Origin of the sequence: Thauera aminoaromatica (assembly GCF_000021765.1) — a bacterium.
GTDB classification, from domain to species: domain Bacteria; phylum Pseudomonadota; class Gammaproteobacteria; order Burkholderiales; family Rhodocyclaceae; genus Thauera; species Thauera aminoaromatica.
On sequence record NC_011662.2, the window covers coordinates 1,231,028 to 1,247,457 of the forward strand.

A 16,430-nucleotide genomic window follows, 5' to 3' on the forward strand; every position below is an offset into this window, starting at 1 on the left:
TTTTAGCTTGTGGGGGTTAGGGAAATGGCTGCTGAGTATCTGGTCGACATTATTGCAGGCGCGCGCCCCAATTTTATGAAGATCGCGCCGATTATTCGTGCGTTCGAGGCCCGCAAGGCAGCGGGTGGTGCGCTGCGGTTTCGCCTGATCCACACCGGCCAGCATTACGATCCGCGCATGTCGGGCGAGTTTTTCCGTCAACTCGGCATTCCCGAGCCCGATGTGAACCTGGAGGTGGGTTCGGGCACTCAAGCGGAGCAGACCGGCGCGATCATGTCGCGTTACGAGGCGCTGCTGCTGGAGAAGCCCAGCAATCTTTGCCTGGTGGTGGGCGACGTCACGTCGACCATGGCGTGCGCGATCGCCGCGCAGAAGCTGCGCATTCCGGTGGCGCACGTGGAGGCGGGTATCCGTTCGGGCGACTGGACGATGCCGGAAGAGATCAACCGCATGGTGACGGATTCGATCACCAACTGGTTTTTCACGACCAGCGAGGTGGCGAATGAAAACCTGCGCCGCACCGGGGTGAGCGACGATCGGATCTTCTTCGTCGGCAACACCATGATCGACACGCTGCTGGTAAATCTGCCGCGCCTGCAGAAGCCGGAGTTCTGGGACGAGCTTGGTCTGAAGGCGGGCGAGTATTTCGTTGTGACGCTGCATCGGCCGGCCAACGTGGATAAGGGCCATGGTTTCGCCCGCCTGCTGGCGGCGATCGGCGAAGGTACGCGCGGCTTGCCGGTGGTGTTCCCGGTTCATCCGCGTACGGCAAAGACGCTGCGGGATTTGAATGAGGTTCCGGCCAATTTCCGCCTGGTCGATCCGCAGCCTTATCTTGAATTCAACTATCTGGTGAAGAACGCCAAGGCGGTGATCACCGATTCGGGCGGCATCACCGAAGAGACGACGGTGATGGGCGTGCCCTGCATGACCTTGCGCGACAACACCGAGCGCCCGGAAACGGTGACGACCGGCACCAACGAGCTGATCGGCACCAACCCCGATGCGCTGGCGCCGGCATTGGAGAAACTGTTTGCCGGGCAGTGGAAGAAGGGCGGCATTCCGCCGCTGTGGGATGGCAAGACGGGCGAGCGCATCGTCGCCGAGCTTGAAAGGCTGCTTGTCGCATGAGGACCCGCGGGCGAGGAGGTTTGCTGGCGCTGCCGTTTTCGGCTAAGGGACGTTGATGCGATGAGTGTCGCAATCAAGGCGCGGACGGCGCTGGCGCTCGGTGTGCCGAACCTGGTGCGGGCGCTGTCGTATCGCCTGGGGGTGAAGACGGGGCTCAACCCGGTGCGCCGCCTGCGCGGGGCTGCGCCGGCGGGACCGTTCTTTGCCATGCCCGCGTGCGCTGCACGCCCTCCGAAGCCCGAGCGCTTGCTCGTGGCGTCGCAGGCGTGGCAGACGAGCGCGCGGCTGTTCAGCCATTGGCCGATCGCGGTGACGGACGAGCCGCCCGACTGGCACAGCAATCTGCTTACAGGTAAGCAGATTGCCGAACCCGATCGGGAGTGGTGGCGGATCCCGGACTTCGATCCGGCAGTGGGCGACATCAAGCAGATCTGGGAGGCGTCGCGTTTCGACTGGGTGCTGGCCTTCGCGCAGCGTGCGCGCAAGGGCGACGCGGCCTCTTACGAGCGTCTTGAGCGCTGGCTTGCCGACTGGAGCGCACGCAATCCGCCCTACTGCGGGCCGAACTGGAAGTGCGGGCAGGAAGCGTCGATGCGGGTGATGCATCTCGCCATGGCGGCGGTGATGCTGGGGCAGGTCGATACGGCCAGCCCGGCGCTGCTGGAGCTGGTGCGCCTGCACCTGCAGAGGATCGCGCCGACGCTGCGCTATGCGATGGCGCAGGACAACAACCACGGCACGTCCGAGGCGGCGGCGCTGTTCATCGGCGGGAGCTGGCTGTCGCGCAAGGGCGTGGCGGGTGGTGCGCGCTGGGCGGCGCTGGGGCGCAAATGGCTGGAGAACCGGGCTGCACGGCTAATTTCGCTGGATGGCACCTTCAGCCAGTATTCGGTGACCTACCACCGGGTGATGCTCGACACCTATTGCATGGTGGAGGTGTGGCGCAGGCGCCTGGCCCTGACGGCGTTTTCGGGGCAGATGGCGGTGTTCATGCAGGCGGCGACGCGCTGGCTGTATGTGATGACCCGCCCCGAGAACGGCGATGCGCCCAACCTGGGGGCCAACGACGGTGCCCGCCTGCTGCAACTGACGGATACCGACTACCGCGATTTTCGGCCGAGCGTGCAGCTTGCTGCGGCGCTGTTCTGGGGCATGCGCGCCTACGCCGAGGACGGCGCCTGGAACCAGCCGCTGCGCTGGCTCGGGGTGGACGTGCCGGAGCGCGTCTTTACGCCCGGCTGGCTGGAGCTTTTCGACGACGGCGGTTTCGGAGTGTTGCGCCGTGGCGATGTGCTCGCGGTGCTGCGTTATCCGCTGTTCCGCTTCCGGCCCAGCCAGGCGGATGCGCTTCACCTCGACCTGTGGGTGGGTGGGCGCAACCTTCTGCGCGACGGTGGCAGCTACAGCTACAACACCGAGCCGAAGTGGTTGAACTACTTCGGCGGGACAGAAAGCCACAACACGGTGCAGTTTGACGATCGCGACCAGATGCCGCGCTTGAGCCGCTTCTTGTTCGGCGACTGGCTGCGGACGATCGAGCACGAAGGGCGCAGGGAGGCTGCCGATGCGCTGACCTATGGCGCGGCTTACCGCGACCGCCAGGGCGCCTATCACCGTCGCCGGGTCGCGTTGGCAGGCGATGCCTTGCATGTGCAGGACCGCATCGAAGGCTTTGCGCGCAAGGCCGTGCTGCGCTGGCGGCTTGAGCCGGGCGAGTGGCAGGTGGAGGGCCATTGCGTGCGCAACGGCGCGCATACGCTGCGCGTGCAGGCCGACGTGCCGCTGGTCCGCTTCGAGCTGACGACCGGCTGGGAGTCGCGCTACTACCTCGAGAAAACCGAACTACCGGTGCTGGAGATCGAAGTCGATCAGCCCGGTACATTGATGAGCGAATATCGCTGGGCACCATGAGAGTTCTTTACTTCCATCAGCATTTCTCCACCCCCAAGGGCGCCGCGGGTATCCGGTCCTATGAAATGGCGCGCCGCCTGGTCGCGCGCGGGCATCAGGTGACCATGGTGTGCGGCAGCTACGGCCTCGGCGAGACCGGGCTGTCGGCGCCGTTCGCCAAGGGCGTGCGGCGCGGCAACGTCGATGGAATCGACATCGTCGAGTTCGACCTGGCGTATTCCAACGCCGATGGCTTCGTGAAGCGGGCGATGACCTTCGTGAAGTTCGCCCTGCGCAGCGTGAAGTTGGCGCTGACCGAGCGCTACGACGTGGTCTTTGCCACCACCACGCCGCTGACCGCCGGCATCCCCGGCATCTTTGCGCGCTGGCTGCGCGGCAAGCCCTTCGTGTTCGAGGTGCGCGACCTGTGGCCGGAGCTGCCCAAGGCGATGGGCGTGATCCGCAACCCGCTGGTGCTGGGCGCAATGTCCTTCTTGGAGTGGGCGAGCTACCGTTCGGCGCACCGCCTGGTCGGGTTGTCGCCCGGCATCGTGGAGGGCATCGCCCGCCGCGGTGTGCCGCGTGAGCGCATCACGCTGGTGCCCAACGGCTGCGACCTGGAGATCTTCGGCGGCGAGGTTGTGCCGTGGCGGCCGGAGGCGGTCAAGCCGACCGACCTGCTGGCGGCCTTCACCGGCACGCACGGCATGGCCAACGGGCTGGATGCGGTGCTGGATGCGGCGGCGGTGCTCAAGCGCCGCGGGCGCGACGACATCAAGATCCTGCTCATAGGGCAGGGCAAGCTCAAGCCCGCGCTGCAGGCGCGTGCCGAGCGCGAAGGGCTGTGGAACGTGGTGTTCCATGACCCGGTGAACAAGGCCAGGCTGGCCGGGCTGATGGCAGGCACCGACGTGGGCATGCAGATCCTGGCGAACGTGCCGGCCTTCTACTACGGCACCTCGCCCAACAAGTTCTTCGACTACATCGCTGCCGGGCTGCCGGTGCTGAACAACTATCCGGGCTGGCTGGCCGGGATGATCGAGGAGCACCGCTGCGGCTTCGCCGTGCCGCCGGACAACCCCAACGCCTTTGCCGATGCGCTGGAGAAGGCGGCCGACGACCGCGGGGCGCTGAAGGAAATGGGTCAGCGCGGCAAGGAACTGGCGATCCGCGAGTTCGACCGCCAGAAGCTGGCCGACCGCTGGGTGGATTGGCTGGAGGGCGCGCGGCGATGATCAAGCGGGCCTTCGACATCGTCGCCTCGGCGATCGGCCTGCTGTTGCTGGCGCCGGTAATTGCGTTGCTCGCCTGGCAGATCCGCAAGAAGCTTGGTTCGCCCGTCCTCTTCCGGCAGACCCGCCCCGGCCTGCACGGCCAGCCCTTCCAGATGGTCAAGTTCCGCACCATGCGCGACGCCATCGGCCCGGACGGCCAGCCGCTGCCCGATTCCGAGCGCATGACGCCCTTCGGCAGCTTTCTGCGTTCGGCAAGCCTGGACGAGCTGCCCGAACTGTGGAACGTGCTCAAGGGCGACATGAGCCTGGTGGGGCCGCGGCCGCTGCTGATGGAATACCTGCCGCTGTATTCGCCCGAGCAGGCGCGCCGCCACGAGGTGCGCCCGGGGGTGACGGGCTGGGCGCAGATCAACGGGCGCAATGCGTTGAGCTGGGAAGAGAAGTTTCGCCTGGACGTGTGGTACGTGGACAACCAGTCGTTCTGGCTGGACCTGAAGATCCTGGCGCTGACGGTGAAGAAGGTGTTCGTGCGCGAGGGGATCAGCGCGGCGGGGGAGGTGACGGCGGCGAAGTTCACCGGGTCCGGCGACAAGGGCGTCTGAGTTTCCCGGGCGGTACTCGAGGTCCTGTCCCGTGTCCCGGGACAGGATGAAGCAGCGAAACGTGTTGGAGGGTGTGCAGTGAATTCACCTCTTTTTGCGGTGTATGGCGCGAGCGGATACGGACGTGAAGTCATGCCGCTGGCGCGCGAGCAACTGCGCCGGCAGGGCGTGGCGCCGGAGCGGCTGATGTTCGTCGACGATGCTGCGGTGGGCAGCACGGTGAACGGGCAGCGGGTGCTGTCGTATGCCGATTTTGTGGCCGAGCCGGCGAGCGCGCGCCATGTGGTGCTGGCGATCGCCAACAGCCCGGTGCGCGAGCACCTGGCAGCGCGCTGCGCGGCGGATGGCGTGCGTGCGTGGACGGTGGTGGCGGGTAATGTGGTGGTGATGGATGCGGTGGAGATCGGCGATGGCGCGGTGTTGAGCCCCTTCGTGACCATCACCTCGAACATCCGCATCGGCCGGCACTTCCACGCCAACCTGTACAGCTATGTCGCGCATGACTGCGTGATCGGCGACTTCGTGACTTTTGCGCCTGGCGTGAAGTGCAATGGCAACATCATCATCGAGGACCATGCCTACATCGGCACCGGCGCGGTGATCAAGCAGGGCAAGCCCGGCCAGCCCCTGGTGATCGGCCGCGGCGCGGTGGTGGGCATGGGCGCGGTGGTGACGAAGAGCGTGCCCGCCGGCGCCACGGTGGTCGGCAACCCCGCGCGGGTGATGGAAAAGGCGGTCTGAGGTTCCTGTAGGAGCGACGCAAGTCGCGAATAGGGCGCCAGGAATGGGCGGCGGCGGTTGGGGACGGCTGCAATCGCGACTTGCGTCGCTCCCACAGTGGCAAATCGCACGCGCCGCTAGGTTTTGTAGGAGCGACGCAAGTCGCGATGCAGCGGATCGGCTGCGCCGCAAGGTTTTGTAGGAGCGACGCAAGTCGCGATTTTGGCGGTGGGAATGGGCGGCGGCGGTTGGGGACGGCTGCAATCGCGACTTGCGTCGCTCCCACAGTGGCTAATCGCACGCGCCGCAAGGTTTTGTAGGAGCGACGCCAGTCGCGAGTGATCGGGGGCGTAATGAGGAACCGAACCGGCAACAACCCGAAGCGACGGATCGTCAAGGACGCGTTGCCGGACATGGCCGCCCGCGAGTTGCTGCTCGCCCATGTGCGCTACGTGGGTAGCGGCCACCACAAGATCTACCCGGCGAACTATGGACTTGGGCGGACAAACCCGCGGCCGACTTCGTCGGTTTGTGATGCGCTGCGTCCCTTGCCGCTTGCCGAGGCGACGGAATTGTTGCGGCAAGGCGTGCTGCGGGCGATGTTCAGCACCTATGTACAGGATGGGTTTCCGAAGTACATCTGGAGCGTGTCGGCCGATGGCACGGTGTACGAGGCGAAGACGCATCCGAATACGCCGGGGCAGTACCACGGCTATCCGCTCGAAAAGGAAGACCGTATGTGCGACGAGGTGAAGGCCGCATGGGAGGCCCGATGCTAGGGACTTGGGAGATCACTGCTGGCTGGGAGGCGCTCGATACGGGCAGCGACGAGGAGCGTGCCTGCTTTGCGGCGGTGGGGATTCGCGCACATTCGATCTGGTTGACCGAGGGGCATGACGCGATCGTGAATCGGCTGCGCCAGGCGCCGTACCTGTCGGCCTACGATTTGGCCGAGTGGCTGGCGTGGAATTGGTGGCGGCTGCGTTGGGAGCCGCGCTCGATGGCCGAAGGGTGGGATTTTTCGCACAGGATGGCGAGCATCGGGGGCGGCTACATCTGGCCGGACATTACGATTTTTTCGGACGGCGAGCGCACGGTGCTGCTGTCGCGGGCCACGGCGGAGCGGCCACAGACGCCGTTTCGCTACATCAACCAGGTGGCGCCGGTGATTTCTGCGCTCGACTTCGAGCGGGGCGTGGAGGTTTTTGTGGCGCAGGTGCTGGAGCGCCTCGAGGCCATGGGGGTGCGCGAATCGAACCTGAGCCGCGTGTGGCACGATGTGCAGGCGGAGCGCGGCGACGCGACGCTGGGGCGGCGGCGCAAGCTCGAGGCGCTGATGGGGGTGGATCCGGATGAATCGGATCCGGAGCTTGTCGAGCGCGTGCTGGCGGATGCGGTGCGCTTGGGCCAGGGCGCGGTGGAAGAGCTGGCCGCCGATGCGGGTGGCGCGGCCGAGCGGCGGCGGGTGTTGTCTGCGGACGAACTGGCGGGCCTTGCCGTGCGCAGCGGGTTTGCGGCCTCGTTCGACGACGCCGTGCGGCTGGCGGCGCCTGCGACGGTGGCGCCGCGCGGACAGTTGGCGGCCTGGCAGCTTGGCGCGGACGCGGCGAAGGCGCTGCGCGCGCAGGAGGCGCTGGGAGAGGGCGCGATCGACGATGTGGCGCTGGCTGCGTTGCTGGGGGTGACGCCCGCTGCGTTGAAACGCCCCGCGGGCGGTGAGGCGGTGGGCATTTCGTTTGCGTTGCGGCAGGCGGGCGAGGCGGATCGTGTGTTGTTGCGCTCGCGTGTGCCGGCGGGCCGCCGCTTTGAGCTTGCGCGCTTGCTGGGCGATCGCTTGCTCGGGGATGTCGCGGAGTCGCTGCATCCGGCGACCCGTTCCACGACCTACCGGCAAAAGGCCCAGCGCGCATTCGCCGCCGAGTTGCTGAGCCCCTTCGCGCAGGTGTGGGGCATGCTCGACGGAGATTTTTCGGCCGAGAGCCAGCAAGAGGTGGCTGAGCATTTCAAGGTGTCGGAGCTGACGATCCGGACGCAGCTGGTGAACCATCGGATTCTGGACCGCGACGAGCTGGAGTCGGAGGAGTTTTCGATTGCGGCGTGATGGGTCGGTGTGGTTCCGGCCCGATGGGTTTTGTAGGAGCGACGCAAGTCGCGATGCAGCGGATCGGCGACGCCGCAAGGTTTTGTAGGAGCGACGCAAGTCGCGATCTGGGCGGTGGGAATGGGCGACGGCGGTTGGGGACGGCCGTAATCGCGACTTGCGTCGCTCCCACAGCGCTCGGAGCCGCCGTAATCGCGACTTGCGTCGCTCCTACACGTGGGCGGCGATGCGGTGGACTTTTTTGCCTGGTCGTGCGCGACGGTGATGTCGCGGTACGGGCGGGCGCGGATTTTTGACTACGGGCGATTTTTCGATGCTGAACACTCCTTTTAGCCCCTGGCCTTCCTTCACGACCGAAGAGGCCGACGCGGTGCGCGATGTGCTGCTGTCGAACAAGGTGAATTACTGGACCGGTACCGAGTGCCGCGCGTTCGAGAAGGAATACGCCGCCTGGGCGGGCACGCGCTACGCGGTGGCGCTGGCCAACGGCACGCTGGCGCTGGACGTGGCGCTGCACGCGCTGGGCATCGGCCCGGGCGACGAGGTGGTGGTGACGCCGCGCACCTTCATCGCGAGCGTGTCGTGCGTGGTGAATGCGGGGGCGACGCCGGTGTTTGCGGACGTGGACCCCGACAGCGGCAACCTGTCGGCCGAGACCATCGCGCGCGTGCTGACGCCGCGCACGCGGGCGGTGATCTGCGTGCATCTGGCGGGGTGGCCGTGCGACATGGATCCGATCATGGCGCTGGCCGAACAGCATGGGCTGAAGGTGATCGAGGACTGCGCGCAGGCGCATGGGGCGCGCTACAAGGGGCGCAGCGTGGGCTCGATCGGGCACGTGGGGGCGTGGTCCTTCTGCCAGGACAAGATCATGACGACCGGCGGCGAGGGCGGCATGGTGACGACCAACGACGAGGCGCTGTGGCGCGACATGTGGTCGTTCAAGGACCACGGCAAGAGCTACGCGGCGGTGTACGAGCGCGAGCATCCGCCGGGCTTCCGCTGGCTGCACGAGGGCTTCGGCACCAACTGGCGCATGCTCGAGATGCAGGCGGCGGTGGGGCGCATCCAGTTGCGCCGCATGGCGGCGTGGACGGCGGCGCGCGAGGCCCATGCCGAGGCCATTCTGGCGGTGTGCCGGCGGCATGCGGTGCTGCGGGTTCCCGAGTTTCGCTGCAATGCGGCAAAATGCGATCCGGGTTGCGCGGCAAGGTCGGGTTGTGTGCACGCGCAATACAAGTGCTATGCGTATGTGAACCCCGAGCGCCTGGCCGAGGGCTGGAGCCGCGACCGCATCGCCGCCGAGATCAATGCGCGCGGGGTGCCGTGCTACCAGGGCTCGTGCTCGGAGGTGTATCTGGAGAGGGCCTTCGACGACACCGGCTGGCGGCCGGCCGAGCGCCTGCCGGTGGCGCGCGCGCTGGGCGAGACTTCGCTGATGTGGCTGGTGCATCCGACGCTGACGGCGGCGGAGATCGACCAGACCTGCAAGGTGGTGGACGAGGTGCTGGGGCTGGCGGCGCGCTGATGCGGGCGGTCGGGCCAAAGGCGGAATCTGATGCGTAATTCATTGTTGGGGTTGCCGCGGCCTTACAAGCGTGCGCTGCAGGTGGTGGCGGACGTGGTGCTGGTGTGGGTGGCGCTGTGGCTGGCGTTTTACCTGCGCCTGGAGGACGTGCGCGCGATCGAGCCCTTCGGCGGCCATCTGCGCGTGTTCCTGCTGGCGCCGGTGCTGACGCTGCCCTTCTTCGTGGTGCTGGGCCTGTATCGGGCGGTGCTGCGCTATGTGGGGCGGCACGCGCTGATCACGATCGGCAAGGCGGTGACGCTGGCGGCGCTGGTGTTCTGGCTGGTGGTGCTGGCGCTGCCGGTGCAGCAGCCGCCGGTGCCGCGCTCGGTGCCGCTGATCTATTGGGCGACGGCGATGCTGCTGCTGGGCGGGCTGCGCCTGGTGATGCGCAATGTCTTCCTGGGCGAGTGGACGCCGCTGCCGCCGGCGGTGCGCGGGGTGCGCGGGGTGCCGCATCGTGTCGAGGGTGCGCAGGAGCGCCCGCGCGTGGTGGTGTACGGCGCGGGCAGCGCGGGCAACCAGCTGGTGAGCGCGCTGCGCGCCGGGCGCGAGCTGCGGCCGATGGCCTTCGTGGATGACGATGCGTCGCTGTGGGGCACGGTGGTCGATGGTCTGCCGGTGTATGCGCCCGAGGACATGGGCCGCATGCTGGCGGAGACGGGGGCGACGCAGGTGCTGCTGGCGGTGCCGTCGGCGTCGCGCCAGCGCCGGCGCGAGATCCTCGATCTGCTCGATCCGTATCCGGTGCATGTGCGCACGCTGCCGGGTTTCAAGAGCCTGGTCGATGGCAAGGTGAAGGTGCAGGACCTGCAGGAGGTGGACATCGCCGACCTGCTGGGGCGCGAGCCGGTGGAGCCGGACGAGGCGCTGTTCGAGCGCTGCATCCTGGACCAGGTGGTGATGGTGACGGGGGCGGGCGGCTCGATCGGTTCGGAGCTGTGCCGCCAGATCGTGACCTGCCGGCCGCGCGGGCTGGTGCTGTTCGAGCATTCGGAATACGCGCTGTATTCGATCCACACCGAGCTCGAGCGCTACATCAAGGAGCGCGGGCTGGTGATCGAGCTGGTGGGGATGCTGGGCTCGGTGCGCAACGGCGGGCGCATGTTCGATGCGCTGACGGCGTGGAAGGTGGATACGGTGTATCACGCGGCGGCGTACAAGCATGTGCCGATCGTGGAGCACAACATCGCGCAGGGCTTCTTCAACAACACCATGGGCACGCTGCACGCGGCGCAGGCGGCGTTGCGCGCGGGGGTGCGCAACTTCGTGCTGATCTCGACCGACAAGGCGGTGCGCCCGACCAATGTGATGGGGGCGACCAAGCGCCTGGCCGAGCTGGTGCTGCAGGGGCTGTCGGTGGAGCCGGCGCCGGTGCTGTTCCGCGAGGATGTGGAGGGGGCGGTGCCGAACCGCACGCGCTTTACCATGGTGCGTTTCGGCAATGTGCTGGGCTCGTCGGGTTCGGTGATTCCGCTGTTCCGCGAGCAGATCCGCCGCGGTGGGCCGATCACGGTGACCGACCCGCGCATCACGCGCTATTTCATGACCATCCCCGAGGCGGCGCAACTGGTGATCCAGGCGGGTTCGATGGGCGAGGGCGGAGACGTGTTCGTGCTCGACATGGGCCAGCCGGTGAAGATCGTGGATCTGGCCGAGCGCATCGTGCATCTGTCTGGCCTGTCGGTGAAGTCGAAGTCGCACCCGCAGGGCGACATCGAGATCGTCTTCACCGGCCTGCGCCCGGGCGAGAAGCTGTACGAGGAGCTGCTGATCGGCGACAACGTGCTGCCCACCGCGCATTCGATGATCATGCGCGCCAACGAGGAGCGCCTGTCCTGGCGCCAGCTCACCCTCGGTCTGGACGCCATCATCCAGGCCATCAAGAACGGCGACTACCCCGCGGTGCGCGAGGTGCTGAAGCTGCTGGTGAGCGGCTACGAGCCCGACGAGCGCCTGGTGGATTTCATCTACCTGAAGCGCAATCAGGAGGAAGACCGCCCGTAGGAGCGACGCAAGTCGCGATAGCGGCCCGGCCGCTGCCGGGTTCCGTAGGAGCGACGCAAGTCGCGATAGCAGCCTCTCCGTGCCCGACGCCGCCGGTTTGCCGCATCCCGGGCCGCTCGATCGCGACTTGCGTCGCTCCTACGTCCCACCCCAAGCGCCGATGGTTTTGTAGGAGCGACGCAAGTCGCGATTCCGGCCGCCGCACCCCGTGCGCCGCCGGGTCCTGTAGGAGCGACGCAAGTCGCGATAGCAGCCTCTCCGTGCTCGACGCCGCCGGTTTGCCGCATCCCGGGCCGCTCGATCGCGACTTGCGTCGCTCCTACGTCCCACCCCAAGCGCCGATGGTTTTGTAGGAGCGACGCAAGTCGCGATTCCGGCCGCCGCACCCCGTGCGCCGCCGGGTCCTGTAGGAGCGACGCAAGTCGCGATAGCAGCCTCTCCATGCTCGACGCCGCCGGTTTGCCGCATCCCGGGCCGCTGGATCGCGACTTGCGTCGCTCCTACGTCCCACCCCAAGCGCCGACGGTTTTGTAGGAGCGACGCAAGTCGCGATTCCAGCCCCCCCGCCATCCACGAATCCCTGCTGTCGTCGTGGTTAATGCTCGCCTATATTGGGGTTGGGCTGTCGCGGAAGATTCGCTTCCCGATCGGGCTGCCCCGCGGCGGTCCGGCGTGGGGGGCGGCGCGTGGTGGTGGCGCGGCCCTCCGCTGCAGGTTGCGCGCCTGGGCCCGGACAGTCGGGCAGGGCAGCCGCATCGATCGGCCATCGACCAACCCCGAGGGAGGTTGTGATGTCGGCGATCGTTTGTGCGGACGGGACGGCGAGCCTGTCCATGCAGTGGGGTGTCGGCCCGTGCCGGCCGGACCATTCCGAGTTTCGCAAGGTGGGCGAGGACGTGCTGGGCGCGGTGAAGTACCTGCTGTGCGCCCTGGCCGTGCAGCCCGTGTGCCGGGTGGCGACGGATTCGCTCGAGGCGGCGCTGGCGGAGGGGCTGGCGGCGTTGCCCGAGGTGCGTCGGGCGCGTTACCGCGAGGGCGCCGCCTTGCTGCTGGGTGCGGACGACGCGATCCGCGCGCGCATCTTCGGGCGCCATGCGGCGGTGCCTGTCGAGCGCGTGCGCGAGCTGGGCTTCGACGCGCTGCTGGCGGCGACCCGCGCGCCGGTGCTGGACGCGAAGCTGCTCGGCATGCCGCGGCGCGAGGGCGCGGTGGTGTCGTTCGAGCGCCTCGAGGCGGTGTGGGGGCCGATGACGGCGGTGTCGGCGGTGTCGTTCACGCCCGAACTGGTGGGGGCGGTGGTGCCGATGACCGGCGGCTCGTCCGGCATCGATCCGGAGGTGCCGTTCCCGGGCTATTACCGCAAGCTCGAATTCAGCGTGCGGCAGCTCAAGTGCTTCGACGAGACCAACCCGGAGTCCTTCGGCGACGACGAGATCGGCATCGGCGGCACGGCGGTGCATACCGACGGCACGGTGACCCAGGTCGGAAGGAAGACCTACGATGATTTCTCGGACGGCGACTCGGCGTGGCTGAACTGGACCTTCGCGTCCTTCACCCGGACGAAGCCGAAGTCGGGCGGAATCGTCTATGACACCTATGGCGTCTTCATCGCCTTGGCGGAGGTCGATTCGGGCGGGTTTCAAAAGGCGCTCGACAAGATCTACGCGCAGGTGCAGGACAAGGTGAAGGCGGCGATCGCCACCGCGGTGACCGCTGGCGCCTCGCCCTTCGTCGGCCCCTTCCTCGGCGCCGTCGCGGGCGCGGTGGCGGCGTGGGTGGCCGACAAGCTGATCGAGTGGGTGATCAGCTGGTTCGGTGACGACCTGTTCCCCGTCAAGTACGCCACGCTGACCGGCCCCCGCGGCTTTGCCTTTTACCCGTCCGACAAGTGGATCCACGAGGGCACGGGGTATCGCAGCAAGGACGAGTGGCTGAAGTTCTACGGCCACGGCGGACACTATGGCGTGCGCTACTACTGGCGCGTGAGCGACTGGGTGAACGGCAGCGCGCCACAGTGACCTCCGCGCAATCCCCTGCGCCGGATCGCGACTTGCGTCGCTCCCACAGCGCCAGATTGACCGCGGCGGTTCCCGTAGGAGCGACGCAAGTCGCGATAGCAGCGATGCAGCCCTCCTACGGTGCCGCCCGGTCGCTGGCCTCAGATTGGCCACGGCGGTTCTCGTAGGAGCGACGCGAGTTGCGATAGCGGCTTTCCCGCCCCGACCACGCCCCACGCCACCGCACCGCCCGATCGCGACTTGCGTCGCTCCCACAGCACCTCCTTGACCGCATTCGCCTCATTCCCCGCGACGGTTTTCATGTAGGAGCGACGCAAGTCGCGATAGCCGCCGCCGTACCTCAGGTGCAGCCGGGTTCCGTGGGAGCGACGCAAGTCGCGATCCGGGCGTTTCGCAAACGACCCACCTACCCCGGCAGCCAGACGGCGTCCCAGTGGGGATAGGCGCGCACGCTGGCGACCAAGCCGGCGCGCAGGGGGTTGGCGACGATGTAGCGGGCGAGGGCGGAGAGGTCTTCCTCCTCGCGCAGCGCGTGGTCGTGGAAGCCGGTTTGCCAGCGTGGCTGGCCGGGGGTGTGGAGGAGGTGGTTGATGGCGCGTGCCGATGCCGCCTTGAAGCCTGCGACGAGCCGGGAGAGGCTGCCGCTCTCGAGCTGCACGAGCCAGTGCAGGTGATCGGGCATGAGCACCCAGGCCAGGGTGGTCGAGCGGCCTTGCACGTCGGCGTGGCGCAGGTGTGCGATGGTGCTGCGGGCGAGACGCAGGTCGTCGAAAAGCCGTGCGCGGCCGTGCGTGACCGTGGTGATCAGATAGATCCGCCCCGCTTCCGAAACCCGACCGCGGCGGAGGTGATGAGTGTGCGGAAGCATGCCGATAGAATAACGGAGGATGTGATCGGCATGGAAGACGCGCGCAGCGGTCCCGGCCAGCGTTCAGGCGGATCGCCCGATCGCGACTTGCGTCGCTCCCACGAGAACCATCAGGCTCCGTTCAGCGCCTGGAATTGCTTGTAGGAGCGACGCAAGTCGCGATTCCGGCCTTGCAGTCCTTGCCAGGCGTGCATCGCCTGCCGGATCGCCCGATCGCGACTTGCGTCGCTCCTACGAGAACCGTCAGGCTCCGGCCTGCGCCTGGAATTGCTTGTAGGAGCGACGCAAGTCGCGATTCCGGCCTTGCAGCTCTTGCCAGGCGTGCATCGCCCGCCGGACCGCCCGATCGCGACTTGCGTCGCTCCCACGAAAACCGTCACGCGCCGGGTGATCGGGGCGTTCCGCCCCCTTATTCCGTATCGACGAAGCCCTGGGTGCTGAAGTCGGCGGTGGCGGGGCGGGTGAGGGTGGGGTTCTGGCGGGCGTACTGCAGGAAGGCGTCGGCGTAGGCGAGGAAGGTCTCCTCGCGGCGGTCGGCGCCGAGCGTGCCGAGGGTGGTGTAGCCGTCCTGGCCGGCCGCGATGAAGTCGTTGGTGATCATGCGGTAGGTCGCGGCCTCGTCGAGCGCCACCCACTGGCCTTGGGCGTTGCGATGCTCGAGCGCGCCGATGCGCTGGCCGAGGGGCTGGCGCAGGTCGACCTGCCAGCGCAGCGCGCCGGCGTAGGGGTAGGAGCCGGTGTTGCCGGCGACCACGCTCTGCATCGCGTCCTCGAGGGTGGCGCGCAGCTCGGCGCCGGTGAGGGTGAGCGCGACCAGCGTGTTCTTGAACGGCAGCACGGTGTAGATGTGCCCGATCGTGACCGTGCCCGCGGCCAGGTCGACGCGCACGCCGCCGCCGTTCTGCAGCGAGAGGTCGGCGCCGCCGAAGCGCTGGCCCTGGCGCAGGAAGGCTTCGGCGACGAGCTGCTGGACGTCGCCGCCGTGCGCGATCAAGTGCGGATCGAGGTTGCAGCCGTCGAGCTTCGAGCGCGAGGGGTCGCGCCGGGTGCCGGGGACGCGGCGCAGGCAGAGGTTCTGCTGCGCGACGGCGACCGGCTCGGCGCCGAAGGCCTTCACCTGGCTGGCGTAGTCGGCGAGCACCGCGCTGGCGGCGGCGTCCGGTTCGGTGACGCGCAGCGCCGGCTGGCTGGCGAGATCGGCGCGGGCGGCGGCGAGGGCGTCGCCGGCGAGCGTGCCGAGCGTGCTGCCGATGAGGATGTGCGGCTGGCCGGCGCAGGACTTGACCTCGCCCTGGCCGTCGAAGAGCACGTCGAGCTCGCCGACCACGGCGCTGTATTGCCAGGCCTGGACGACGCAGACCGCGTCGCCGTCCTTGTTGCGCGCGGCGGTGGGGTAGGCGCCGGCGGGCGAGAGGCCGAAGGTCTTCAGGCTGTCGTCGCCGAGCAGGCTGTGCGAGTCGCCGCCGACGATGACGTCGACGCCCGAGAGCTGCGCGGCGATCGCCTGGTCCTGGGCGTAGCCGAGGTGCGAGAGCAGGACGATCTTGTCGATGCCCTGGGCGCGCAGGCGGTCGATCTCGCGCTGGGCGGAGTCCGCCTCGTCGAGCAGCCGGGTGCCGGGGTCGGGGCGCGAGGCGTTCTGCGTCTTGGCGGCGGTGGTGAGGCCGACGATGCCGATGCGCTCGCCGCCGCGCTCGACCACCACCGAGGGGCGCACGCTGTCGCTGCCGAGCGGCGAGCCGGCGCGCGGGGCGAGGTTGGCCGAGAGCACCGGGGTGCGGCAGTCGGGGGCGGACCAGAGGTGGTCGATGAAGGTCTGGAGGCCGGCATCGCCGGAGTCGAGCTCGTGGTTGCCGACGGCCATGGCGTCGAAGCAGACGCGGTTCATCAGCGCGGCGTCGGCTTCGCCTTCGCTGAGGGTGTAGTAGAGCGTGCCGGTGATGGCATCGCCGGCGTGCAGCTTGAGGACGTGCTCGTGGCGCGCGGCGAGCTCGGCGATCGCCGTGGCGACGCGCGGGAAGCCGCCGAGCTTGACGGTCACGCTCGCGCGCGTGTCGTCGCTGCCGGTGCGCAGGCGCAGGCTGGCGTCGGATTCGTCGAGGTTGGAGTGGTGGTCGTTGATGTGGAGGATGGCCAGGCGGTAGTCGGGCCTGGGCGCATCGGGCTGCGCCGCTGCGGGCACCGGCTCGGCGTCGGCCTTGGCCTCGCCGGAGGAGGTGTCGGTGCAGCCGGCGAGCATGATCGCGCCGGTGAGCAGCAGCAGCTTGGGGATGCCGGGGTGACGCATGGCG

At 68.1% G+C, this 16,430-nt stretch carries 12 protein-coding genes; 10 read left to right on the forward strand and 2 right to left on the reverse strand.

What is annotated here, in order from left to right; translation table 11 throughout:
* Positions 1-24: 24 nt before the first annotated feature.
* From wecB to TMZ1T_RS05520, 10 genes are all read left to right on the forward strand, one after another.
* A complete protein-coding gene (gene wecB, locus TMZ1T_RS05475; RefSeq protein ID WP_012584867.1) occupies positions 25-1,131 on the forward strand; it encodes a non-hydrolyzing UDP-N-acetylglucosamine 2-epimerase in 1,107 nt (368 codons plus the stop codon).
* A 60-nt stretch (positions 1,132-1,191) separates the two neighbouring features.
* Complete coding sequence (locus TMZ1T_RS05480; protein WP_012584868.1) at positions 1,192-3,042, forward strand: heparinase II/III family protein; 1,851 nt, start codon at positions 1,192-1,194, stop codon at positions 3,040-3,042.
* A complete protein-coding gene (locus TMZ1T_RS05485) occupies positions 3,039-4,256 on the forward strand; it encodes a glycosyltransferase family 4 protein (RefSeq protein WP_012584869.1) in 1,218 nt (405 codons plus the stop codon). Before TMZ1T_RS05480 ends, TMZ1T_RS05485 begins: the two co-directional genes overlap by 4 nt.
* A complete protein-coding gene (locus tag TMZ1T_RS05490) occupies positions 4,253-4,858 on the forward strand; it encodes a sugar transferase (protein ID WP_012584870.1) in 606 nt (201 codons plus the stop codon). Before TMZ1T_RS05485 ends, TMZ1T_RS05490 begins: the two co-directional genes overlap by 4 nt.
* A gap of 78 nt (positions 4,859-4,936) precedes the next feature.
* A complete protein-coding gene (locus TMZ1T_RS05495) occupies positions 4,937-5,599 on the forward strand; it encodes an acetyltransferase (RefSeq protein ID WP_012584871.1) in 663 nt (220 codons plus the stop codon).
* 332 nt (positions 5,600-5,931) lie between these two features.
* Positions 5,932-6,357: a hypothetical protein gene (locus TMZ1T_RS05500; RefSeq protein WP_012584872.1), complete on the forward strand. Its 426-nt coding sequence runs from the start codon at positions 5,932-5,934 to the stop codon at positions 6,355-6,357.
* Positions 6,351-7,679 (forward strand): hypothetical protein, encoded by a 1,329-nt coding sequence (locus tag TMZ1T_RS05505; protein ID WP_012584873.1) that lies wholly within the window; start codon positions 6,351-6,353, stop codon positions 7,677-7,679. The genes TMZ1T_RS05500 and TMZ1T_RS05505 overlap by 7 nt, the downstream gene beginning before the upstream one ends.
* A 313-nt stretch (positions 7,680-7,992) precedes the next feature.
* Complete coding sequence (locus TMZ1T_RS05510) at positions 7,993-9,207, forward strand: DegT/DnrJ/EryC1/StrS family aminotransferase (RefSeq protein ID WP_004315162.1); 1,215 nt, start codon at positions 7,993-7,995, stop codon at positions 9,205-9,207.
* A 30-nt stretch (positions 9,208-9,237) separates the two neighbouring features.
* The gene (locus tag TMZ1T_RS05515; protein ID WP_012584874.1) at positions 9,238-11,253 is read left to right on the forward strand and encodes a polysaccharide biosynthesis protein; all 2,016 of its coding nucleotides are present in this window, start codon (positions 9,238-9,240) and stop codon (positions 11,251-11,253) included.
* A gap of 791 nt (positions 11,254-12,044) precedes the next feature.
* Positions 12,045-13,271 (forward strand): hypothetical protein, encoded by a 1,227-nt coding sequence (locus TMZ1T_RS05520; protein WP_012584875.1) that lies wholly within the window; start codon positions 12,045-12,047, stop codon positions 13,269-13,271.
* 406 nt (positions 13,272-13,677) lie between these two features.
* Here TMZ1T_RS05520 and TMZ1T_RS05525 read toward each other — a convergent pair whose 3' ends face one another.
* Together TMZ1T_RS05525 and TMZ1T_RS05530 are read right to left on the reverse strand one after the other, a co-directional pair.
* Positions 13,678-14,139 (reverse strand): REP-associated tyrosine transposase, encoded by a 462-nt coding sequence (locus TMZ1T_RS05525; protein WP_012584876.1) that lies wholly within the window; start codon positions 14,137-14,139, stop codon positions 13,678-13,680.
* Between the two features lie 409 nt (positions 14,140-14,548).
* Positions 14,549-16,426, reverse strand: a complete 1,878-nt coding sequence (locus tag TMZ1T_RS05530) for a bifunctional metallophosphatase/5'-nucleotidase (protein WP_012584877.1) — start codon at positions 16,424-16,426, stop codon at positions 14,549-14,551.
* Positions 16,427-16,430: the final 4 nt, after the last annotated feature.